Source organism: Gammaproteobacteria bacterium (assembly GCA_041395445.1).
Taxonomy (GTDB): Bacteria; Pseudomonadota; Gammaproteobacteria; order Xanthomonadales; family Marinicellaceae; genus NORP309.
This window is the reverse complement of the sequence record JAWLAO010000007.1, coordinates 23,951-46,566: the sequence shown is the minus strand read 5'-3', so window position 1 is coordinate 46,566 and position 22,616 is coordinate 23,951. Positions and strand designations below refer to the sequence as shown.

Here is a 22,616-nt window from a genome sequence, read left to right as displayed (position 1 = left end):
TGAAAACTTTCTTCTGTCATAAACATGTTTCAGACCAAATAATGGTTAAACGGTCACCGGGTTTAACACACGGATTATACAGTGGGGGGCATATTTTTCAAGATGACCATCAGTCCCCAGTCAGGCTTCATCTACAACAAACCGATGTTGCTGCTTATTTTACTTAGAATATTTTCGAAAATAACTCCGGTCCAAGTTGTTCAGGAGCAATAATCACAGCATCAACTTGGCTAGCAAGAATTTTATTTTCCGCCACTTGCCTTTCGTTTTGATCCATAGAGGAGTTATATGAGACGACTTTTAAACCGAGTTTAGCGGCGGGAATCTATCTGGTTTCGGATCAAGGATAAAAAAGTGATATTATCAACGTTCCCAAATCCTTGGGTACGTCTTATTTTTTGTCGCAATAAAATAGACGGCACTCTTACCCCAACCTGTGCGTTGAACAATCATAATAATTGGTTTTGTTTATTTATCAGTTCATCAATTGACTCCCACTGGTCTTCATGGAACTCAGCTAATGGCCTTCCTGTCATTTTCCTAAATATGCTAATGCAATATGCTTCATCTTTTTCTTTCTTTAGTTGGCCCTTCCATCAACTTTTCATCTAACTTTATCAATCCTTTTAACAATGCTCGACCTATGAAACGACTAGGTCGAGACATAAATACCTTGTAAATCATTTCACTTGCATCCACTAGCCCCTTTGCAGTGCCTTCTATTGCAACACCAGCTCCTTCAAAAACGCTAACTCGCCGTCAACACCTTCTTCATATCCTTTAAATGCATGATTAATTCCCTCGAATCGTCGCAAATACTCTAAAGAACCAACCCCTGTTAATAAAGCATCTACGGCTGTCTCTTTCGCATCTATGACACTTCCACCCAGTGCCGTATCGACAGTTGTTGTTAGCTCATCATTGGAAAAGCCACTGTCAATTGCATTTGTTTGTCTTGCAACCTCTGAGGTGGATATTTATCGGGATTTCTTCATCCACAGAATTGATATAGGTAACACTTTCGGTAGCTTTTAGTTGAAACTCAACACCACCCAATACTATATCAGTATCAGGATTATTAAAGTGTTCATGCAGCTGACCACCTGTATCAGAAGCAACTAACTGCTCGAAATAAGCGCCTTTAGTTAAACTAACTAAACCAGCATGGCTTTCAGGTGACATCCACAGTGTTTCCCACCAAATTTCTGAGTTCGACATTCCTTCGAAATTGCTGTTTACAGCTCTAAGAGAGTCATAGACCTGATTCGCGGCTACAAGATCAAATGTTTGATACCGGAACCGAAAGTGCGGCAAGCCATGCGGCTTTTAAAGAGTCATTATTGACTTCTTTGATTAATGATTTATCTATAGCACTTAAAAGCTGTATAACTGACTCCATTCTTTGCACATTAGTTTTTCTAAATTTTCAAAGTAATGATCTAATTTCGTGAGCCCTTCTTGGTATTTTGAGTCAAACTTGTCTATCGCCACTTTGAGTTCGTATATTTGCCTATCAAGATCACTAAGGTCTAATTTTTCGTCATATTTTAGCTTGTTCCACCATGAGAAGTTTTCGTATGCTGCATCCCATGTCGAATTGAGTTCATCACGTTTTCTTTCAAATATAGATAAGGTTAGAGTAAGTTTGTTTCTTGCTTTAAGTAATGGGATTTCGTTTTGCTTTTCAGTTAGCCCCATCAGGTTTTTAATAATCATGTCATCTTTTGAAGATTCGACTATCTTCTTTTTTTCTCGAATAATCTCTACATTAGATTTAAATAAGTTGCCCCAAATTCCCATTTATCTTCCTCTTTGTCTACTTGATAAGCACTTTATTTTTGCTATTTACCCCATGCATTACGCTTAGTGTATCTAAAGATACAATTTTCTTTGGTTCTGGCTCTGCAACTTTTTTTAGTTCAGTTGTTGGATAGTAGCCAACGCTGTACGTCCCTGAATGAGACTTACATGCTTTTTTTACCTTCTCTGTATCTTCTTTAGCTTATGTTCGACTTGTGCTTGTTAATAATCCAGAAACAGTTTGCTTGATTGAATTACTCCCTTTATACTAAATTAATCATGTTTTTGATTAACCTAATGCGGAGCCAACCCGCTAGCCTTTTCATGGTCAGAATTAGCTATGAAAAGTCTTGTCCATGTTCTGCCTTTTGATAGATGGCCAGTCGATTTGATACTGATTGTCAAAATTTTCTCCGCTTTGATTTAGTTCAAATTAGTTTAAGCCAAATCATATTGATGGTCAAACAAACTCTGGTTATATTCAATTACTCCACACATAACTTGATAATAACATACCCCTCAATCCCCTTTCAAAAGGGGACATTATTAGTTTCAAAATATATCACGGTGAATTGAGGAGATGCTTCGACGGCGCTCAGCATGACGATATTCTTTTTTGCCCCTATCTTTTCCCTGGGAGGATTTAACTTTTATGAAGAAAAAATCATAGTCGATTATTTTTTCAGAATTCCAACCAAACCCTTGACTCTATAGCATACTTTAGGGTTTAGAATACACCAATCCAATATAAAAAACCGAACTATGAAAATTGGCGAGCTTTCAAATACAACCGGAATTGATATTCAGACGTTGCGATATTACGAATCACAAAATCTGATTTCAAAACCAAAAAGATTACCCAATGGCTATCGTGATTATTCACACGATACAGTTTCAACTTTGCAGTTTATTAAAAAGGCCAAGTTGGTGGGATTTACCCTGAAAGAAATCAGGGAATTGCTGGAACTTAAAGTCACCAAGGATGAACACACATGTCATGAAGTCAAGGAGTACACACAAATGAAACTGGATGAAATCAATCAAAAAATTGATGAATTACAAAAGATAAAATCAGCTCTGTCAAAAATCCATCAAACTTGCTGTGGCGGATTTGAGTCTGCCGAGCATTGTTCCATATTATCAGCGTTGGAGAATAGTGATGATTAACTTACTTGAGAATTTTTATTACATTGCATTGGATGCATCTTTCTGGCTGGTTATTGGTCTATTTATTGGTGGTTTATTCAAAACTCTAATTCCGACAGAGTTTTTACACAAACACCTGAGTCAAGGTGGTTTTGGTTCTGTAATCAAAGCTGCCATTCTTGGTGCTCCATTACCGCTATGTTCTTGTGGCGTGATTCCGGCAGCAATGGGATTACGCGATGCCGGAGCTTCTAAATCGGCAACAACTTCGTTTTTGGTTTCAACTCCTGAAACCGGTGTGGATTCTGTCTTTATCACCTATGCGATGATGGGACCATTTATGGCAATTGTTCGACCAATCATTGCTGTATTTTCTGCAATTACAACCGGAACATTGGTTAATTTCTTTGATTATGAAAGTGACTTGCCCAAAGTAAAACCTGATGAAAATTGTTGCTCTAGTAAAAAAGAATCTTCTTGCTGTGATCCTGAAGTGGAAGTAGCAAAGACCTCTTGTTGTGAAACTCAAACTAAAAAAACGAGCTGTTGCTCTTCCGAAAAACATGATGAAAAAAGTGAGTCACTTATAGAAAAAATTTATGCCGGAATCAAATATGCTTTTACCGAGCTACTGGACAATATTGTCGGCTGGTTAGTGATAGGGATTGCCTTTGCAGCGATTATTCAAACTTTTGTTTCCAATGACATTTTGATTGAGTATGGAAGCGGTTGGAGCGGAATGCTGATTATGTTGGTTGTTGGGATTCCGATGTATGTCTGTGCGACGGCTTCAACACCTTTGGCAGCCGGATTTTTGCTTGCCGGTATCTCGCCGGGTGCTGTCATTGTTTTTCTTTTGGCAGGACCGGCAACCAATATGGCGACATTAGGTATTATTAATAAACAAATGGGGAAAAGGACAATGGTTTTATATCTGTGTGGAATTATGAGCACAGCATTGATTTCAGGTCTGGTGGTTGATTATTTGGTAACAAAATGGAGCATCAATATTCAACAACATCTACAACCGGAGCATAGTCATATCCCTGAGTATATTCAGCTGATATCGCTAATAATTTTATTGCTATTTAGTTTAAGAACATTTATAAGTAAGTTTTCAAATAAACCACCGAAAGATAACTGTTGTAGTTCAAACTAATGAAAGAATAACCTTTGCTGAAACAAGCCTATAATTTTGAAGATTTCCAAAAAAATGGGCACCAAATACTTGATCAATTGACTGAATACCTGCAAAACCAGCAAGGTGATGTCAAAGCAAACAATTGGAAAAATCCAAATTCGGAATTAAATTTTTGGCAGAGTTTTGAATTTAGCAATGTCGAAAATTTTATTGAGGATTTAATCAATCATTCGATTCATTTGCACAATCCTAAATATATTGGGCATCAGGTTTCCGTGCCGGCACCACTTTCAGCATTGATGAATTTGGTTTCGGGAGTTCTCAATAATGGCATGGCTGTTTATGAAATGGGACCTGCTGCAACTGCCATCGAAAAATGCATTATTGAACTGTTTTGCAATCAGGTTGGATATGATTCTAATGCGAATGGTGTCATGACATCCGGTGGAACTTTAGCTAATCTCACAGGTTTATTGGCGGCTCGTCGGTCTTTAAAAGGTCAGGATATCTGGAAAAACGGCAACAAAGATAAACTAGCTATTCTGGTTTCCTCACAAGCACATTATTCAGTCGATCGGGCCGCACGAGTTATGGGGTTAGGAGATGACGGAGTTGTTCTGGTTCCGGTTAATTCGGGATTTTCTATGGATATTGAGGAAATGAAACGCTGCTATGCGGAAACCATTGATTCGGGATTCAAAGTAATTGCCATTGTCGGAAGTGCTTGCTCCACAGCAACCGGCTCTTATGATGATTTGGAACAAATCGGACAATTCTGTCAACAAAACGGAGTTTGGTTACATGTTGATGGCGCTCATGGCGGAGCTGCTATCTTTTCACATCAGCACAAGAACCTATTAAAAGGCTTGGAATTGGCAGACTCAATTATTATTGATACGCATAAAATGATGATGACTCCGGCATTATCAACGGTCGTTCTATTCAAAGACAAGAGACACGGAAGCCGGACATTCACCCAAAAAGCTCAGTATTTGTTTGAAGATCAGGCTTTGGAAGAGCAATGGTATAACGGTGGACTGAGAACTTTTGAATGCACCAAATTTATGATTTGTCTGAAGTTCTACATTCTTTGGAAAACTTACGGAATAAAAATTTTTGAAGAAAATATCGACTATCTTTATGGGTTGGGTAAAACCTTTTCGGAAATGGTTAAACAACACAATTCTTTTCAATTGGCACTTGAACCACAAACCAATATTGTGTGCTTTCGTTATATTGAGGAGGATTTAACGGAAGACCAACTTAATCAGTTAAATAAAAAGATTCGCCAACAATTGCTTGAAGATAACGAATTTTACATTGTTCAAACCGTTTTGAATGATACGCACTATCTCAGAGTGACTATTATGAATCCACTGACAACTGAAAAACATCTGGAACGTTTGCTGGAAAAAATCTGTCAACTAGCAAAAACTATTTGAATAATTTGAGAAAATCCTCAACCCACATTCTTGGAAAATATAACCATATCCAGTTTGTTGTTTTCAATTGATAGCGGTTTTTTACATAGTCACGGCTTTGGAAAATATATTCAGATAAATATTTGATTTTATTGGAAAAGCCGTCAATGTTTTTGAGTCTGATTTTAATATCAGTGGCTTTTCTTTTGCGTTCACCCAAATACAATTCGGTATCTTCAAAGTTATTTTCAACGATAAAACCATCAAGGTTGTAAAGTTTTCCAAACACTTGATTCACCAAGTGTAAACAAGAACTGACAACTTTATACTGAGACGTTGCTTTTGCTTTTTCGATACAAGTTTGTTTTTCAACATCAGACATCTGATTCCACATCAAGGCTAAATCATAAAGCCAAATGTGCTTGCGGTCTTCCGGGCGATGAGCCTGAAAATGGAAACAACTCAATACAAATCCATCAACAGAGCTTAAAACATGGAACTGACTATCATCCTGATTGATAGTATTCGAGTGTTTATACAAATATCCGAAGGGAAAGTTTTTATGAAACTCTATACGGTTATTAATCTGCCAGTGCAGGTCAATCACACATTGTGGAGAATCATTGTCATAAAAACTATTTTGAAAACTGACGAATTGTCCTTCTCTGGAAGACACTTTACTAAAACCATTCTCAGAAAGAAGTTGTTCAGCCATTTTATAGTCTTCGACATCAACAATCATATCAATATCTGAATAGGGCCGAATGTAGGAATTTTGATAAACGCAATGCGTTAACGCAAAACCTTTAAATACAAGAAAACGAATTCCACTATTATCAAAAAGTTTAAATATCGTTTGAGATTTTTCCTGCCAGTTTTGGAATTTTGCCTTTTCAAGTAACGAGGCTTTGATTAAGTTAACAGAGTTGGAATGCTTGTATTCAACAAAGAGTGGAGCTAAACCATTAAGAATAATTTGCTTATCTGACTTAAAACCAGCGAGTTTGCAGTCCCTTTCAACAAGATTCAGCAAAAACTCAATCATCTGATTACACTTTGTAATAATCTCTGTACCAGGCAATAAAGCGATTGATACCGTCTTGAACAGTTGTATCGGGTTTAAATCCTACATCTTTCACCAATTTGCTAACATCGGCTTCGGTATCAGGGACATCACCTTTTTGTAATGGCAACAACTCCATTTCAGCTTTCATGCCCAGAGCATTTTCAATTGCATGTATATAGTCCATCAACTTAACCGGGCTGTTGTTGCCAATATTGTAAACACGATAGGGAGCTGAACTACCGGCCGGATTACTATTTGAAAAGTCGTAATCAGGATTTGGTTGCGGCGTGTTATCCAAAACCCGGATAATCCCTTCGACAATATCATCAATATAGGTAAAATCACGAGTGTGATTGCCGTAATTAAATACTTTTATGGGCTTGCCTGCTAAGATATTTTTAGTAAACAAAAACAGAGCCATATCCGGTCTACCCCAAGGACCGTAAACGGTAAAAAAACGCAAACCTGTGGTTGGCAACTTATATAAATTGGAATAACAATGAGCCATCAATTCATTGGATTTTTTAGTGGCTGCATACAAAGACAGAGGATGATCGACATTGTCTTCCACCCGAAACGGTAAGTTGGTGTTGGCTCCATAAACCGAACTAGATGAAGCATAAACCAGATGTTCTACCTTATTATGGCGACAGGCTTCCAAGATACTCAAAAACCGGTCAAGTTGCTATTCAAGTATGACCAAGGGTTCTCCAATGAATAGCGAACTCCTGCCTGAGCTGCCAAATTAACCACTTTTTAATTCCGTGTGATTGAAATAACTCTGCAATCCGATCCTTGTCTGCCAAATCCACTTTTACGAACTCAAAATTTTCGTGTTGCAGATTTTCAAGTCTGGAATATTTTAAATTGACATCGTAATAATCGTTGATGTTATCTATACCGAGAACCTGTTCACCGCGATTCAAAAGATAACGACTCACATGTGAACCAATAAACCCTGCTGCTCCAGTCACTAAAATTGTCATAACTTACAACCTTTCATCCACGGCATCTGATGGTAACATTCCTTTCAAATCAAAAATGATACCGTTGGGTTTAAGCAGATTCCGAATTTTCTTTTCGCCCATTTCAATGAATTGTTTGTGTGAAACAGCCAGAATAATTGCATCATAAAATCCATTTTGTAAATTCATCTGAATATCAACATTTAAAAAACGCTTAGCATCATCGACATCCGCCCATGGATCGTGAACATCAACACGAGCATGACAGGCTTCAAGCTCGCTGATAATTTCGACAATTTTTGTATTTCTTAAATCAGGACAGTTCTCTTTAAAAGTGATTCCCATAACCAGAACATTGGCATTCACAATATGGACTTTGCTCAGTGCCAATTTTTTCAAGAAACGATCAACAACGTACTGACTCATGCTTTCATTAATGCGTCTGGCAGTTGTGATGAGTTGTGGATAATATCCACTTTCCTGCGATTTATGAATCAGATAATAAGGATCCACTCCGATACAATGACCACCAACCAACCCTGGCGTAAATGGTAAGAAATTCCACTTTGTGGATGCTGTTTTAATCACATCCAAGGTATCAATTCCCATGTGATTGAACATTACAGCTAATTCATTCATGAATGCGATATTCATGTCTCTTTGAGTGTTTTCAACTGCTTTTGATGCTTCCGCAACTTTGATGGAACTGGCAAGAAAAACACCGGCATTAATAATTTTAGAATAAAGCTCTGTGAGCACACTTTCTGTCTCAGAATTAGAAGCTGCAACGACCTTTGTGATGGTTTGTAAGGTGTGAACTTTGTCGCCCGGGTTGATTCGTTCCGGAGAATATCCCAATGAAAAGTCAGAGTTTAATTTAAGACCACTTTCTTCTTCTAAAATCTTTGCACAATATTCTTCTGTAGCTCCGGGAAAAACAGTGGATTCATAAACAACGATATCGCCTTTCTTTAATATTGAGCCAATCGCTTCAGATGCATTTTTAAGCGGAGAAAGTTCGGGTAAGTTATTGGAGTCCACCGGTGTGGGAACGGTTATGATAAATACATTGGCTTCTTTAATTTTTTGTAAGTCACTGGTGTAAGACAGATATTTTGCAGATTTCAATTCTTCAGATGATGTTTCTAAAGTGGAATCTTTGAACTGTTCCAGCTCATCAATTCGATTTTGATTGATGTCGTAACCAATGGTGTCATAGTATTTGGCAAATGCAACCGCCAATGGCAAACCAACATATCCCAGACCAACTATTGCAATTTTATTTTTATTATTCATGCAGATATTGTAAATGATGTTTATGACTATTAAATAAAAAAAGGGTAAAAATTTAATTTTACCCTTTTCTTCAAATCTTTTGAAATTTATTTAGTTTGGACTTGCCAATTCTCCACCGTCCGGACCATCACGCGGATCATCCGATGGGTCAGGACCTGTACCCGGATCTCTTTGAGGCGGAAGTATATAAGCTATGTTTTTCAAGTCATTACCTTGAATCCAGTTTGCAATATCAGCATAACAAGACTGATACGCTGGTAATACCACTTTTTTCAAAACAACAGCTCTGGTATTTTCTAAATCCAGTTCCGATGTTTTCTGATTTGCAATATCTCTTAATGCTTCTTCGGCATCAGAATGAGCAACTACAAACACTCCTCCACGATCAACCTTACCGTCCAAGTAAATCACGCTTTCAGGATCATCGTCATCATCATTATACAGTTCCAAGAAATATTTTTCTGAACTGAAATCAATCGGACGGTCAGTTCCATTGTACAACTCAATCATTGCATTATTTTCAGTTCCTTCAATATACTCTGAAAGTAGCAAATCCTTGCGTGATGCCTTGCAATCCTTGGTACTGAAACTACCGGAATCAATAAAGTTGTCGTTAGCATAAGTTTGCCATTCTTTATTCAAGTCAAACTCATCCATCTCAATTCGATCACCCTTACAAACGGTTTCCACACGACGAATGGTTGCATCCTCAATAACAGGAACATCTTTTTGTTCACCGTCTTTATTTGCCAAAATCCGTCCCAAGCTGTCAACAACAGTCGCCTGTACATTGGTGTTGTCGTAATGGTGCTCAATTCTCTTAATAAAATCTTCTTTTTCCTGAGACATTTCAGCATTCTTGTCTTCAGATTTTTCAATTCCATTAACAGCAGAAGCGATTGTTGCAACGGCACATTCACAAGGACTGTTGTTAAATCCGGCTTTTAAAACAACCGCATCAGCTCCTTTAAAAATCAAGCCATTCACTTTTTGATTGGCTTTTGCAGAAATATCTGAAGATGCTTGTGCATCTGCAACAACAAAAGTGGATTGTGGTGCCATTAATCCTTTCAACTGAATGACTTCACCAGGAAAATCATAACCATGAAAATAAACTTCTAACTGATAATTACCGGCATACAAATCAATCTCTTTGTCACTTCCGTTGTATAATTCCAAAGCTTGATCGCTACCTTGACCTTCGATGTATTGAGAAATAATTAATTTTTCGCTGTCATTTTCTTTTTCTTCTTCCTCGTCCTTAGTCTCTTCCTCTTCACAGATTAATTTATGAGTTCCTAAGTCACGGTTATAAGCAAAAGTTGCACTGTCAGTTTGTTTGTCTTGATTGGACCAACTGCTGTTTGGATCAAATTCATCCAATTCATTGTAGTCACCTGAACAGACTTCGGTATTTCTTATAAGGTTTGTATCCTTAGTTCTGACAATTTGATCACCCCAGAATTTTTGCTCCGGAAGCACACCAACCTGACCGATAGAGTCAATTGTACGTTCGGCTCTGTTTTTAGCCACGATGACAGCATCAACCATGTCTTCAACTTTATCAGGAACAATTTCAATCGCAGCTTCTATGCCGGCAGATGCACAGCTACAACTGGCACTGATTTCAGCCAATGCTCTTTGAATTCTCGGACGTAAACGCTGTTCCAGTCTGGAGCGCGCCCAAAAACTTTGAGCATTACATTTACATCCATTGATAGTTGCGACTGATGCGACAATCTCATCCGCTCTGTCTGAAGAAAGTTGCACACCTTTTCTTACAGAAGCATAAGTATCATCACAAGATGACCACTCACGAGCGACAGTTTGAACCGCTTTGACAATATCAACATCAGAGTCGACCATTTGTTGAACAACATCGGCAGAAAACAATTCATTTTCATGCGCTCTTTTTGCCGCCTCAACAGGCAACAAACCGTTATTCAAATCAGCCTGAACACCTTGATAGTCATCAGCTAAAGATTTTGAGTTTGTAATAACTAAGAGCGAAACCAAGAATAGTTTCACATTTAAAAGTTTATTCATAATGATAATCCCACTTTCCCATTATGCATCAGGCATAGATGCACCCATGCACATCTTATTACAATTTTGCATTTAGTTTCAACATATTAATCAAATTGACTGTTTTTTTATTATGGATGCTTAACTAATATGACAAGAACAAATTGAATATGACAGAAATTTGCACCAAATATGAGAATCCAACTATAATTCTTGTACAACAAATTCTGCATTCTTTGAAATGAAACACTTTGATAATTGGTCCAAAATATTTTGCAATGACTCGACACCACTAACAGAAGTTCTGAACAATAAGAATATAAAAATTTTGGTCAAACGTGATGAGCTAAATCATCCAATTATTCAGGGTAACAAACTCAGGAAGTTAAAATACAATATCAAATACGCCATTGAGAATGGATTTACAGGAATTGCAACCTTTGGTGGCGCATACTCGAATCATTTAATTGCTGTTGCAAAATGTGCGGAGCTAATAAATTTCGAGAGCGTTGGGTTTATTCGTGGAAACGAGCTAGAGTCCCAACCTGAAAAATGGTCTGACACACTTCATCAAGCACATTCCTATGGCATGAAGTTTATCTTTCTTAACCGTGAAGAATATCGTAAAAAAGCCAATTCAAACTTTGTTAAATCAACTGTTGATGAAAGTTGTTACCTTATTCCCGAAGGTGGAAGCAACTCTTTAGCTTTAAAAGGTGTTGCCGAAGTTATTGGCGAACTGACTCAACAAACATCCGAACCCACTCATATCATTTCTGCTTGTGGAACCGGTGGAACTCTTGCCGGTTTGATTGAGGGAGTTAACAAGGCGAACTGGAATACCCAAGTTATCGGCATTCCGGTACTTAAAGGTTCGGAATTCTTAGTCGATGATATTGCCAAACTAACAAATCACAACCGCTCTGTTCAATGGAAACTGTATCACGACTATCACGCCGGTGGATATGCAAAACTCAATGATGAAAGAATGATTGATTTTGCAAGAAATTTTATTAAAAACAAAAAGATAGATTTAGATAAGATTTACACTATCAAATCATTTTATGCTGCTTTTGACTTAATTGACAGAGGAGTTATCCCCGCAAATAGTACAGTTGTGATTTTACACACGGGAGGTTTACAAGGGGGAATAGTTACTTAAAAAAATTTAAAATTTCAGTTGGGTGATTAAGCAATTTATCAGCCTGCCAGAGATTCGGATTGTCTGTTTCTGCAATATAACCCCACAACGCTCCGGCTGATTTCATACCCGCCGATCTTCCTGCCTGAATATCTGTTAAAGCATCACCGATATACCATGAATATTCGGGTTTGATTTGAGATTTTTCTATTGCCAACAATATGGATTGCGGGTGTGGCTTTGCATGTTCGGTCATTCCTCCGCCCACAAGAACCTTACAATTCTGCAACTCGGGCATATTCTCAACCAAAGGTTGCGCCAGAAATACCGGCTTGTTGGTGACAATTCCCCAACTGATTTGGTTGCTATCCAAATATTGAATCACTTCTTTCATACCATCAAAAAGAATGGTGTTTTGAGTTAAACAATTTTCATAAATCTCCAAATAGCGTTTTTGCAGTTGCGACAATTCGTTTCTATCAATCTCTCCGAAAATTGATGTGACTAAAGCTCTGGAACCATAAGTAATCAGTTCTCTGTATTTAACAAAATCAGCCTCAATTTCGATGCCATTTTCCTTTGCCAGAGATTGTAATGCCAAAACCATGTCAATCGAGGTATCAACCAAGGTTCCGTCAAGGTCGAATAAAACTCCACTCATGCTTTTTTTGCAGCCACAAGATAATTAATAGTTACGTCTGTTTTGTCAATCCATGCTTTTTGGGAAATTGGATTGTATTTCATACCACTCACATCAATCACTTGTAAATTCGCTTTTTCCACACCGGTTACAAGTTCAGAAGGTTTGATGAACTGCTCATAATGGTGCGTGCCTTTCGGAACAATTCCCAAAACATGCTCAGCAGCAAATATTCCAAACATCATCGCTTTTGGATGACGGTTTATAGTTGATAAAAACAGAAAACCATCAGGTTTCAGTATTTTCGCAAACGAATCAACTATTGACTGAGGATCAGGAACATGCTCCAGCATTTCCATACAAACAATAACATCGAATTTTTCCTCGTTATCTTTGGCAAACTCCTCAACACTTTGACAAAAATAATTCACATCCAGTCCACTTTCGAGCAAATGCAGCTTTGCTACTTCCAGAGCATCTTCTGCCAAATCAATCGCCGTCACTTCGGCACCGGATTGTGCCATCGCTTCGGAAAAAACTCCTCCGCCACATCCCACGTCAAGCACTTTTTTGCCTTTTAAATCAACAAATTGTTTAACGTATTCTGTTCTGACAGGATTGATGTGATGCAAAGTTTTAAAAGGACCATTTTCATCCCACCAGAACGAGGCTTGCTCGTTAAAATGCTCGATTTCGTTTTGGGCAACATTCAGATTCTTTTCAGACATTAAATCCACCTTCTTACTCTTTTCTTATAATCCAGATATTCCTGACCAAACAACTTTTGCAAATAGTCTTCTTCCGGCTCAATCACCCATTTCACCAGAAACCACCAAACAAAAGGCATGGTCAAAATAACATATAAATTGTTCAAATGAATCGCAACAACCACTTGAGAAACTAAAAAACCAAGATAGATCGGGTTACGAGTGATGAGATAGATTCCACCGGTGTAAAGTGCATTTGTGGGGGTATGAGGTTCTGGGTTCTGTCGGGTTTTAGCAAAAAAATACAAACTAAAGCTAAATAACACCACAGCAATAGCTATTAAAACATAAGCAACATAAGTTTGAACCTGTTGATTGATATTGATGCCTAAATGATAAACATATTTATCCAACAACCACGAAATCCCGATAAAAAACAAAGGAATCAACGGTGGTATCGTTTTTACTTTAGCACTATCTTTTTCTATCTCTGTCATGAAGCATCACTTTTTGGTTTCATTTTAGTAGAGACCTTGGCTCGATTCTAGGACTTTGACAGAACTATTGAAAAGAATTCACAACATTCGGTATTTCTTTATAAAAAATCACAACCGCCATCAACATCAAAAAGTAGGCAAAATATTTCTTCAACTTATTTTGCGGAATAATCCGACACAAATAATTTCCAGCAAATGTTCCTAAAATTCCGATAAAAGTAACCAGACCAATAACTTTCCAGTCTAATTCCAAACCTTGTTGTTTCAGTACACTCAAATATTTATAAAACCCGGAGTATGATTTCATCGCAATAATCATCAAACTAGTCGCAACGGCGTTTCTCATGTTTAATCCGCCAAGCAATACCAGAGCCGGAACTATCATAAATCCTCCTCCGACTCCGACAATTCCGGTAATCACACCCACCACCAAGCCATCAACCATAATTTTGGTCAAATGTCTTTGAGAATCGTTTGGGATTTGATTACTTTTGCGAAGCATCATAACGGCAGCAACGACCATTACCATTGCAAATAAAACCAACTGAATGATTCCGGAAATATACACAGCAATCCACGCACCCAAATAAGTTCCCAACATTCCTGGAATACCAAACAGAAAAGCCACTTTCCAGTCTATCAACTTATCCTTTAAGTAGGTCAAAGCTCCTGCCAAAGCGATGCTTCCGACAATAGCTAAAGAACCCGCAATCGCAACCTTTTCATCCTGTCCAAAAAGATAAACCAGAACCGGAACGGTTAGTATTGATCCACCCGAACCCATTAAACCCAGTGAGAGACCAATAAAAACTGCACCTATAATTCCTAAAGTCATAAAAACCTGTTTAAAAAAAAGCGTTATTCTACTGAAAAAATTCCAATATTAGAACTTCATAAATTAGCATTCTGTGATATACTCAAAAAGATGTTTAATCCCGAGTTGAGATTAAATCAAAAACAAAAATCAATAAAGAGGTAAAAGTTATGGGACACGTTGTAGTTTTAGGAGCTGGAATCGGAGGAGTTCCTGCTGCTTATGATTTACGCAAAGAGCTCAGCAAAGAGCATAAAGTGACTTTAGTCAACAAAGGAGAAAAATTCTTCTTTACTCCGTCCAATCCTTGGGCTGCTGTGGGTTGGTCAAAGCCTGAGAAAATTTCTTTGGATTTAACAAAATATCTGGGACGAAAGAAAATCGACTTTAAAACAAGCGGTGCCAAGAAAATTGATGCTGAAAACAACCGTTTGGAATTAGAAGATGGTGAAGTTGTCGAATATGATTACTTAGTCATTACTACTGGTCCAAAACTGGCATTTCACGAGGTTGAAGGTTTAGGCCCTGAAGGTGGACACACACACTCGATATGTACATTGGCACATTCAATGACTGCTTATGAAGATTATCAAAAATTTCTCGAAAACCCAGGTCCAATTGTGATTGGCGCGGTTCAGGGTGCCAGCTGTTATGGTCCGGCATACGAGTTTGCCATGATTGTCGATACCGATTTGCGTAAAAGAGGCATTAGAGACCAAGTTCCTATGACTTTTGTAACCGCTGAACCATATATCGGACATTTAGGACTAGGAGGAGTCGGTGACTCAAAAGGTCTTTTAGAGTCAGAAATGCGCAACCGCCATATCAAGTGGATAACCAACGCAAAAGTTGACAAAGTGGAAGAAGGCAAAATGTTTGTCACTCAAGTTGATGACAAAGGTGAAAAATACATGTCACACGAGTTGAACTTTGGTTTCTCCATGATGCTTCCTGCTTTCCTTGGTGTAGATGCTGTCATGGCAGTTGAAGGATTGAACAATCCTCGTGGTTTTGTCGTTGTTGATGAACATCAACGCAATCCGAAGTACAAAAACATTTATTCAGCCGGCGTTTGTGTGGCAATTCCACCCGTAGAAGCAACGCCTGTTCCAACCGGTGCACCAAAAACCGGTTATATGATTGAATCCATGGTCACTGCCGCTATGAAAAACATTAAAGCAGAACTGGCTGGTGAAGAACCTTATGCGAAAGCAACCTGGAACGCAATCTGTCTGGCGGACTTGGGTGATACCGGCGTGGCATTTGTTGCTCTGCCACAAATTCCGCCAAGAAATACAACCTGGGCGAAAAAAGGTAAATGGGTGCATCTGGCGAAAATTGCTTTTGAAAAATATTTCTTACGCAAAGTGAAATCTGGTTCAACCGATTCATTATTTGAGCGTTACATTCTTGGAATGTTAAAAATCAAACGCTTGAAAAACCAATAAACCCTCACAACTACCAAGGTCTTTACGCTTATTCACAGTAAAGACCTTGGAGTTGTCATATTGATTTCCAAGATTTTAGCCATAGTTATTTAATATCTTTTTCAACTGCTTTTATAAACTCAGACAGTTTTTTGAGTTTTTTATGTTTCACTTCAATAGTAAGGTCTTTGGCATCGCCTTTGACACGAATCATTGATTTGTTTTTTTCATCTATCATTTTTAATAATATGCTTTTTGGCACCATGAATCCGAATTTAGTTCTCCAACCCCCAAATTCAGATTGAACTTCAGCTACACGATCCTGATAAATCAAATCAAATTTATGAAAGTCTTTGTTAATTTTGATAATAAGAGAGTCTTTATCATTGATAGTATTTATTTTTTTAGTGTAATACTCGCCCATGATGGCAAAAAAACCATCTGACAATGATTCAATCTCTAATTTTTCTAGTAATTCGGGACTTTCTTCGATTTCAAAATCATCCCCAGGAATAATATATGCAGACCACAACTTACCATCTTGACCGCCGAACATCCTTGCACCAGCAGCAGAACCTGCATCAGCAAATTTATTTCCAATGTATGTTTTCTGGTTGTTAAAATCATCAATTTTTAGTTTGTATGGTTTTGCAAAAGTGGCAAGTGACAAAAACAATAGAACAAACAAGATTAATGTTTTCTTCATGGGTTACTCCTCAATTAATGTGAACCTATAAAATACCAAAGAATAGAAGAAGTGTCAAATGTGGAAGAATACTGATGGATTATCCCTTTATGGATTGAAGAGTATAAAGGTTGATAAGTATTTTTGAATTACCTTCATGAGCTTCATGTTCTTCATGGTAAAAAAATCTTTAGGACGGAATTTGTCCACAAGAAAAACTCCAACAGCCTTTACTTTTTATTAAAGCAACGAAATGACCTTGGAGTTGTGATTCTTATCAATTCAAAGTATATTCAAGGCTGAGCAATTCATGCTGCGAAGGAACATCAGCCAACAAGTTTTCTTCGCTTAAATACAAAAGCTCAGCGGCATAAATCAAGTGTTTACAAATTGATGCCACGGTTGCACTATCGTTAATGAGTGATGACGCCATTTCGTTGGTGATTTTATGATGGCGAATCAAATCATCCAATATGCCGTTAAAAAGCACATCGCCCGATTTGGTTAGTTGTAACAAGGCTTCCAGTTTGTTTTTGCGCTTTTCAATATGGTGATTTGCTCTTTCTTTTAAACTCTTATCCGCATTTTCATCAGAAACTTCAAATTTCTGCGATTTGATGACTTGCCTGAGTACTTTGCCAATCCTCATTCTCAATTCATTGTATTCGGTTTTAATAAATTCATTACTCGAATTTGTGTATTTCAAAACATTGGATTGCAAATCTTTTATATCTTTTACAACATTCACGAAATAACGATTGGCTTGTTTGATGTTATCAATATTGTTAATGTAATTGGCATTGGCATGTTTCTCTTGCGCCAGAGTTGCATATTCCAGAATTTTTCCATAAATTGTTTTTACGTTTCTGTAATAACTGGCATCAATATCGACTCGTGGAATCGGTTTCAAGTTTAATTTTCCATACTTTTTCCGTAAAATTTCACGACGGTGTAATCCCAAACCATGAGACACAATTTCAAACACATTATCGAATAAAAACTTGGTTTCTTTCATCAATGCTGACATTGCTGACTGAGGAAAAGCGATAGCAGCCATTGACAAGTACTTGGGTTCCAGGACATCTGCTTTCTCATCCTTAATCACTTTCTCCATGAATCTAACAAGTAAATTGATAAAGGGAAACATTACAATCACCCCTACCATATTAAACAAGGTATGGAAAATAGCGAGTTTAATGGTGTAATTTGTGTCTGCAATGTTCATCTGCACAGCAATATAATTGACTAACTGAGCGAGCTGATTGATAAAGATTAATGCAATCAATCCGGTTACCAAATTAAAGACCAAGTGAGCTCCAGCCAGACGCTTTCCGGCTGCATTCGAAGCAATTGAGCCAATTATTGCTGTAATTGTCGTTCCGATATTGGCACCAATTGCTAAAGCAAGTGCGTTGGCATAACTCACCTGTCCGGCTGCTAAAGCGGTCAATATAATCGCCATCGTCGCGCTACTGGATTGTAAAATCATGGTGGCTAGCATTCCCAAACCGGTATAAACCAGCAAACCGTCAACACCATCCATTGAGTATTGAGTAATATCCACTGCATCTTTATAAGCATCAAATCCCAGTTTCATGAAGTGGATTCCCAGAAATATAAATCCCAATCCGACCAAAACATTGCCAATGCCTTTAAGTGATTTATTTTTTTGAAAGGCCAGAAGTGTACCGAAAACCAATATCGGCATTGCAAAAGCCGAAATTTTAATTTTCAATCCCAAAGATGCCACTAACCATGCCGTTGCCGTTGTTCCGACGTTCGCACCAAAGATGATTGCAACTGCTTGGGATAGCTGAACCATTCCGGCACTAAGAAAGGAAATTGCAATCACCGAAATTAAAGAACTGGATTGCAGGATTGCAGTTGAAATCACGCCAAAAAGAAAACTTTTGTAGTATCGGTTGGTCATCATTGACAGCAGTTTTTGCAACGGACCTTCGGTCAGAGATTTAAAACCTTTTTCCAGCGACAACATGCCAAAAAGAAGAATAGCAACTCCTGCAGCAATGTCTTTAAAGTTCGGACTCCACCAGAAAACAAGACCCAGAAGAATCAAAACCAATGGCAATAACAACTTATTGAACATTTTTTCAACCAATAGATAACTGCGGATATTGTAACATTTTACAAAAATTACAAAATAGTCATATTTTTCATTAAGTTTGTAATTTTTGTAATATTATTCAACTGATATTGAATAAAGGAGATAACAAGGAAGAGTAATAAATCGCCCTACTTCATATTCACTTCACAGAAACAATGAGCATAAGGAGTGGGGACTCCGTTTTTTGTGTTCATAACTAAACTAAGCGCTGGTTTCATGGGTTCTATGATTTTTTCTATGGACTGAGTTTGATTGTTGAATAACTTTATCCCGGCGAAATTTGCTGCTTTTGCAACACCACTCATTAGAAATTGATCGAGAGAACTGAGCTCTTGTTCAACCCAAACCAAATCATATTTATCGGCAATCCCGGCTTTTTCAGCCGCATATTGAATGGCATCATCCAATCCACCAATTTCATCAATCAGACCAAACTCTTTAACTTGTCTGCCAGTCCAAACTCGGCCTCTGGCAATGGTATCGACCATCTCCACCTCAAGTCCTCGTGACATAGCAACCGCAGAAATAAATTGTTGATAACCATATTCAATATTGGATTGAATCAATTCTGCCAAATCTTCATTCAACTTTCTGTCGGCTCGAAAAGCTCCTGCCCAAGATGATGTTCCCACTCCATCTGTGTGAACCCCAATTTTTTCAAGTGTATTCGGGTACGTCATAAACAAGCCAAAAATACCAATTGAGCCGGTGATCGTTGCCTCACTGGCAAAAATTCTGTCGGATGTCATTGAAATCCAGTAACCTCCGGAAGCAGCAACATTTCCCATAGAAACGACAACAGGTTTGCTCTCAACCTTGAGAGCATCAATTTCTCTGCGAATTTGTTCAGATGCAAACACGGAACCACCGCCGGAATTCACTCGCAAAACTACTGCTTTGACTTGAGGATTCAATCTCGCCTGTCTCAACAACTGACTGGTACTGACTCCTCCGATAGCACCGGGTTCTTGTTCGCCGTCCAGAATAGTTCCTTCGGCAACAACAACAGCTATTTTATCCGCATTGACTTTACTGTTTTCATTTTTGACAACTGTCAAATAATCGTGCATGCCTATATTTCTGAAACCGGATTCAGTTTTTTCAGATGTGGACAACCCTGCCAGATATTTGCCCTTGAAATGGCTGTTCATCAACTGATCAACCATTCCTGCATCTTTGTACATTTGTGCCATATTTCCTTCCACATTTTTGAGCAAGGAGGCTTGGTTTTCCACAACCGAATTGAAATCCTCAACTGAAATATTGCGATGCTTTGCAACTCCCTTTACATAGGTTTCCCATAAGTCTTTCATATAATGCAATGAAGCATCCTTGGCTTCTTGGGACATATCATTTCGGATAAAAGGTTCGGCAGCCGCTTTATATTCTCCGACTCTAAAAAGGTGAACATCCACGCCCAGTTTATCCAAACCATCTTTGAAAAAATTACGGTAATTTCCATATCCTTCAAAAAACATCATTCCCCGAGGATCAAGAATGATTTCATCGGCTAAGTTTGCAAAATAGTACTGATTCTGCGACATTCCTTCGGCAATAGCAATCACCGGTTTGTTTGATTTTTCTCTGAAATTATCTACAGCCGTTTCCAATTCCTTTAAATCTGCTAATCCAATACCCCAAATATAATCCGGATTCAACACCAATACGCTAATTCGATTATCTGAAGCTGCATAGTTAATTGCTTTGAGAATATCACGCATTTGCGTTTCAGGAACGTCCGTGCCTTGTAATTCACGAATGAAATTTTCTGATGGTGTTCCGGTATATTGATTTACAACAACACCCTTAGGAGCAATCACTAATGCTGTTTTATCTTTCAATTCAATACCATCATCACCGATGAAAAAAGAGACTATAAACACAAATACAAGCAACAATAAAATATGCCTGGTAAAGTTCGCCACCTTGACCAAAGATTTAGGAATCAACCAGAATAATTTCGATAAAAAAGAAGATTGTGTGTTTACAGTATTTCCACTCATAAATATTTTCCTTCGGGTTTTCTTTTAGTATTCGACCGGTAAGTTAGATGCTAACCAAGAATTCATACCATGTGCTAAATGTGAGACATTCAAATAGCCCAATTGTTCGGATAAAAAGTTTGCTACCGCAGCCGTTCTGGCACCGGAGCGACAAACCAATATAAACTCCTGATTTTTATCACTTACAATTTTTTGAAACTCAGACATAAAAGAGTCAACCATTGGCGTGCCGGAAGCATTAAAAAATGTGATTTTATTTGCACTCTTAATCACTCCTGTTTGTTGCCACTCAGGACTTGTTCGGATATCAATGATTTTCACACCTCGTGCTTCTGCATCAATTAACTGCTGAGGTGATAGGTTTCCTATTTCTGCCATAGCCATGAATTCAATAAAAGTTCGTTATTATACTGATTTTAAAAGATTTCTATCAGGTTAAAAGGTTGAAATACAGCGAAATTATCATTAATATTGCCGATTTGGATAATTTAGAGAGACTAACATGAAAAAAATTGGACTTACAACTTCCTTGATTTTGGCACTATCAACAAGTGCGTTTGCAGGGGAAGAAGAAAGCAGCCGTATATGGTCAGGTTCCGGACAATTGGGATTTACTTCAGCTTCAGGGAATAGTGATTCTGAATCACTCACTGCCGGATTAAAAATTAAACTGGAAACCGGCAAATGGGTGAGCGATATGGGCTTGGACTTGTTAAATGCTTCTAGCGATGGAGTTGATACTGCTGAGCGCTATACACTGACAACGAAAACCGGTTATAAATTTGATGAGAAAAATTACATTTACTACGGATCGCGTTATGAAAATGATAATTTCTCAGGCTTTGATTATGTGATGTCCAATGGTTTTGGTTGGGGTCATAAATTTGAAGATACCGAGACAGGCCGTTTAATTACCGAGTTAGGGGTTGGCTATAAAACAGAAGCTCTGGATATTGATCGTTCAAAGAATACCGGTGCAGTCTTTTTGGGGAAATTGGACTACATGAGACAAGTGACTGAAACCACCAACTTTGAGAATGTACTGACGGTGGAATCAACTGATTACAATACGTTTTTACAAAACGATGCCGGTTTTGCTTTTACGGTTTCTGATAAATTCAAAGTGAAACTCGCTCATCAATATCGTCACAATACCGATGTTCCTGCAGGTAAGAAAAAAACTGATACTTTAGTTTCTGCCAATCTGGTTTACGACTTCTAAATCAAACCAATCTGATCACAAATGTGATAATGGCAATTCAGTCGATACCTTTTTCTGCATCATGGAGAAACTGGTATTGACTGAACGTATCGCTTTCAGCCGAAGTAATTTCTCATACATAAAATTGTTATAGGCTTTCATATCAACCGTGACAATTTTCAGCAAATAGTCATAGGATCCTGATGTCGCATGACACTCTTGAATTTCAGCCCATTCAGAAATTGCCTTATCAAATGATCTCACCGTATCGGTGTGATGATTTTCCAGACTCACATGAGCAAAAGCGGTGATTGTCAAACCAATTTTCTCGTGATTGAGTAAAGCTGTATAGCTTTTTATCACGCCTTGTTCCTCTAAGGCACTCATCCTGCGCCAGCATGGAGCCGGTGACAAATTTACTTTCTCAGCAAGTTCTTTGTTACTGACACGACCATTTTTTTGAATCTCTTGTAGAATTTTTATATCGTGCAAATCCATAATTTTAAAATTTAATTT

General features: G+C 37.9%; 20 protein-coding genes and 1 pseudogene. 6 read left to right on the top strand and 15 right to left on the bottom strand.

Annotated elements, in window-relative coordinates:
* Positions 1-936 precede the first annotated feature (936 nt).
* Together R3F25_11405 and R3F25_11400 are read right to left on the bottom strand one after the other, a co-directional pair.
* On the bottom strand, positions 937-1,218 hold the full coding sequence (locus R3F25_11405; GenBank protein MEZ5497411.1) for a hypothetical protein: 282 nt from the start codon (positions 1,216-1,218) through the stop codon (positions 937-939).
* 156 nt (positions 1,219-1,374) lie between these two features.
* Positions 1,375-1,800, bottom strand: coding sequence for a hypothetical protein (locus tag R3F25_11400; GenBank protein ID MEZ5497410.1), 426 nt, complete (start codon positions 1,798-1,800; stop codon positions 1,375-1,377).
* A gap of 762 nt (positions 1,801-2,562) precedes the next feature.
* On the opposite strand from R3F25_11400, the gene zntR reads away from it, so the two are divergent.
* From zntR to R3F25_11385, 3 genes are read left to right on the top strand one after another with little or no spacing between them, the layout of a single operon-like run.
* A complete protein-coding gene (gene zntR / locus R3F25_11395) occupies positions 2,563-2,967 on the top strand; it encodes a Zn(2+)-responsive transcriptional regulator (GenBank protein ID MEZ5497409.1) in 405 nt (134 codons plus the stop codon).
* Positions 2,960-4,105 (top strand): SO_0444 family Cu/Zn efflux transporter, encoded by a 1,146-nt coding sequence (locus R3F25_11390; protein ID MEZ5497408.1) that lies wholly within the window; start codon positions 2,960-2,962, stop codon positions 4,103-4,105. The genes zntR and R3F25_11390 overlap by 8 nt, the downstream gene beginning before the upstream one ends.
* Before the next feature lie 14 nt (positions 4,106-4,119).
* Positions 4,120-5,529 (top strand): aminotransferase class I/II-fold pyridoxal phosphate-dependent enzyme, encoded by a 1,410-nt coding sequence (locus tag R3F25_11385; GenBank protein ID MEZ5497407.1) that lies wholly within the window; start codon positions 4,120-4,122, stop codon positions 5,527-5,529.
* On the opposite strand, the gene R3F25_11380 is transcribed toward R3F25_11385, so the two are convergent.
* From R3F25_11380 to R3F25_11365, 4 genes and pseudogenes are all read right to left on the bottom strand, one after another.
* Complete coding sequence (locus R3F25_11380; protein ID MEZ5497406.1) at positions 5,522-6,553, bottom strand: nucleotidyltransferase family protein; 1,032 nt, start codon at positions 6,551-6,553, stop codon at positions 5,522-5,524. The two genes, R3F25_11385 and R3F25_11380, sit on opposite strands and share 8 nt — an antisense overlap.
* A gap of 4 nt (positions 6,554-6,557) precedes the next feature.
* Positions 6,558-7,560 (bottom strand): annotated as a pseudogene (locus R3F25_11375) (NAD-dependent epimerase).
* Between the two features lie 3 nt (positions 7,561-7,563).
* A complete protein-coding gene (locus tag R3F25_11370) occupies positions 7,564-8,835 on the bottom strand; it encodes a nucleotide sugar dehydrogenase (protein ID MEZ5497405.1) in 1,272 nt (423 codons plus the stop codon).
* A 90-nt stretch (positions 8,836-8,925) separates the two neighbouring features.
* Positions 8,926-10,881: a lamin tail domain-containing protein gene (locus tag R3F25_11365; protein ID MEZ5497404.1), complete on the bottom strand. Its 1,956-nt coding sequence runs from the start codon at positions 10,879-10,881 to the stop codon at positions 8,926-8,928.
* A gap of 220 nt (positions 10,882-11,101) precedes the next feature.
* Between R3F25_11365 and R3F25_11360 the strand changes: the two genes are divergently transcribed.
* Positions 11,102-12,022 (top strand): pyridoxal-phosphate dependent enzyme, encoded by a 921-nt coding sequence (locus R3F25_11360; protein MEZ5497403.1) that lies wholly within the window; start codon positions 11,102-11,104, stop codon positions 12,020-12,022.
* Here the strand turns inward: R3F25_11360 and R3F25_11355 are convergent.
* The 4 genes from R3F25_11355 to R3F25_11340 form a co-directional block, all read right to left on the bottom strand.
* Positions 12,015-12,662: an HAD-IA family hydrolase gene (locus R3F25_11355; GenBank protein MEZ5497402.1), complete on the bottom strand. Its 648-nt coding sequence runs from the start codon at positions 12,660-12,662 to the stop codon at positions 12,015-12,017. The two genes, R3F25_11360 and R3F25_11355, sit on opposite strands and share 8 nt — an antisense overlap.
* Positions 12,659-13,369, bottom strand: coding sequence for a bifunctional 2-polyprenyl-6-hydroxyphenol methylase/3-demethylubiquinol 3-O-methyltransferase UbiG (ubiG, locus tag R3F25_11350; protein ID MEZ5497401.1), 711 nt, complete (start codon positions 13,367-13,369; stop codon positions 12,659-12,661). The genes R3F25_11355 and ubiG overlap by 4 nt, the downstream gene beginning before the upstream one ends.
* A complete protein-coding gene (locus tag R3F25_11345) occupies positions 13,369-13,845 on the bottom strand; it encodes an isoprenylcysteine carboxylmethyltransferase family protein (GenBank protein ID MEZ5497400.1) in 477 nt (158 codons plus the stop codon). The genes ubiG and R3F25_11345 overlap by 1 nt, the downstream gene beginning before the upstream one ends.
* A 64-nt stretch (positions 13,846-13,909) precedes the next feature.
* A complete protein-coding gene (locus R3F25_11340; GenBank protein MEZ5497399.1) occupies positions 13,910-14,680 on the bottom strand; it encodes a sulfite exporter TauE/SafE family protein in 771 nt (256 codons plus the stop codon).
* A 149-nt stretch (positions 14,681-14,829) separates the two neighbouring features.
* Here R3F25_11340 and R3F25_11335 point away from each other — a divergent pair, with 149 nt between their 5' ends.
* Positions 14,830-16,107, top strand: a complete 1,278-nt coding sequence (locus tag R3F25_11335) for an FAD-dependent oxidoreductase (protein ID MEZ5497398.1) — start codon at positions 14,830-14,832, stop codon at positions 16,105-16,107.
* 85 nt (positions 16,108-16,192) lie between these two features.
* Here R3F25_11335 and R3F25_11330 read toward each other — a convergent pair whose 3' ends face one another.
* The 4 genes from R3F25_11330 to R3F25_11315 all read right to left on the bottom strand — a co-directional run bounded on the left by R3F25_11330 (position 16,193) and on the right by R3F25_11315 (position 21,277).
* Positions 16,193-16,792, bottom strand: coding sequence for a hypothetical protein (locus R3F25_11330; protein MEZ5497397.1), 600 nt, complete (start codon positions 16,790-16,792; stop codon positions 16,193-16,195).
* A gap of 256 nt (positions 16,793-17,048) precedes the next feature.
* A complete protein-coding gene (locus R3F25_11325; protein ID MEZ5497396.1) occupies positions 17,049-18,878 on the bottom strand; it encodes a Na/Pi cotransporter family protein in 1,830 nt (609 codons plus the stop codon).
* Positions 18,879-19,024: 146 nt separating this feature from the next.
* Entirely contained in the window at positions 19,025-20,899 is a 1,875-nt protein-coding gene (gene sppA, locus R3F25_11320; GenBank protein MEZ5497395.1) for a signal peptide peptidase SppA, read from the bottom strand.
* A 24-nt stretch (positions 20,900-20,923) separates the two neighbouring features.
* On the bottom strand, positions 20,924-21,277 hold the full coding sequence (locus tag R3F25_11315) for a rhodanese-like domain-containing protein (GenBank protein MEZ5497394.1): 354 nt from the start codon (positions 21,275-21,277) through the stop codon (positions 20,924-20,926).
* A gap of 124 nt (positions 21,278-21,401) precedes the next feature.
* Between R3F25_11315 and R3F25_11310 the strand changes: the two genes are divergently transcribed.
* Entirely contained in the window at positions 21,402-22,121 is a 720-nt protein-coding gene (locus tag R3F25_11310; GenBank protein ID MEZ5497393.1) for a DUF481 domain-containing protein, read from the top strand.
* Between the two features lie 15 nt (positions 22,122-22,136).
* On the opposite strand, the gene R3F25_11305 is transcribed toward R3F25_11310, so the two are convergent.
* Entirely contained in the window at positions 22,137-22,598 is a 462-nt protein-coding gene (locus tag R3F25_11305; GenBank protein ID MEZ5497392.1) for an Lrp/AsnC family transcriptional regulator, read from the bottom strand.
* Positions 22,599-22,616: the final 18 nt, after the last annotated feature.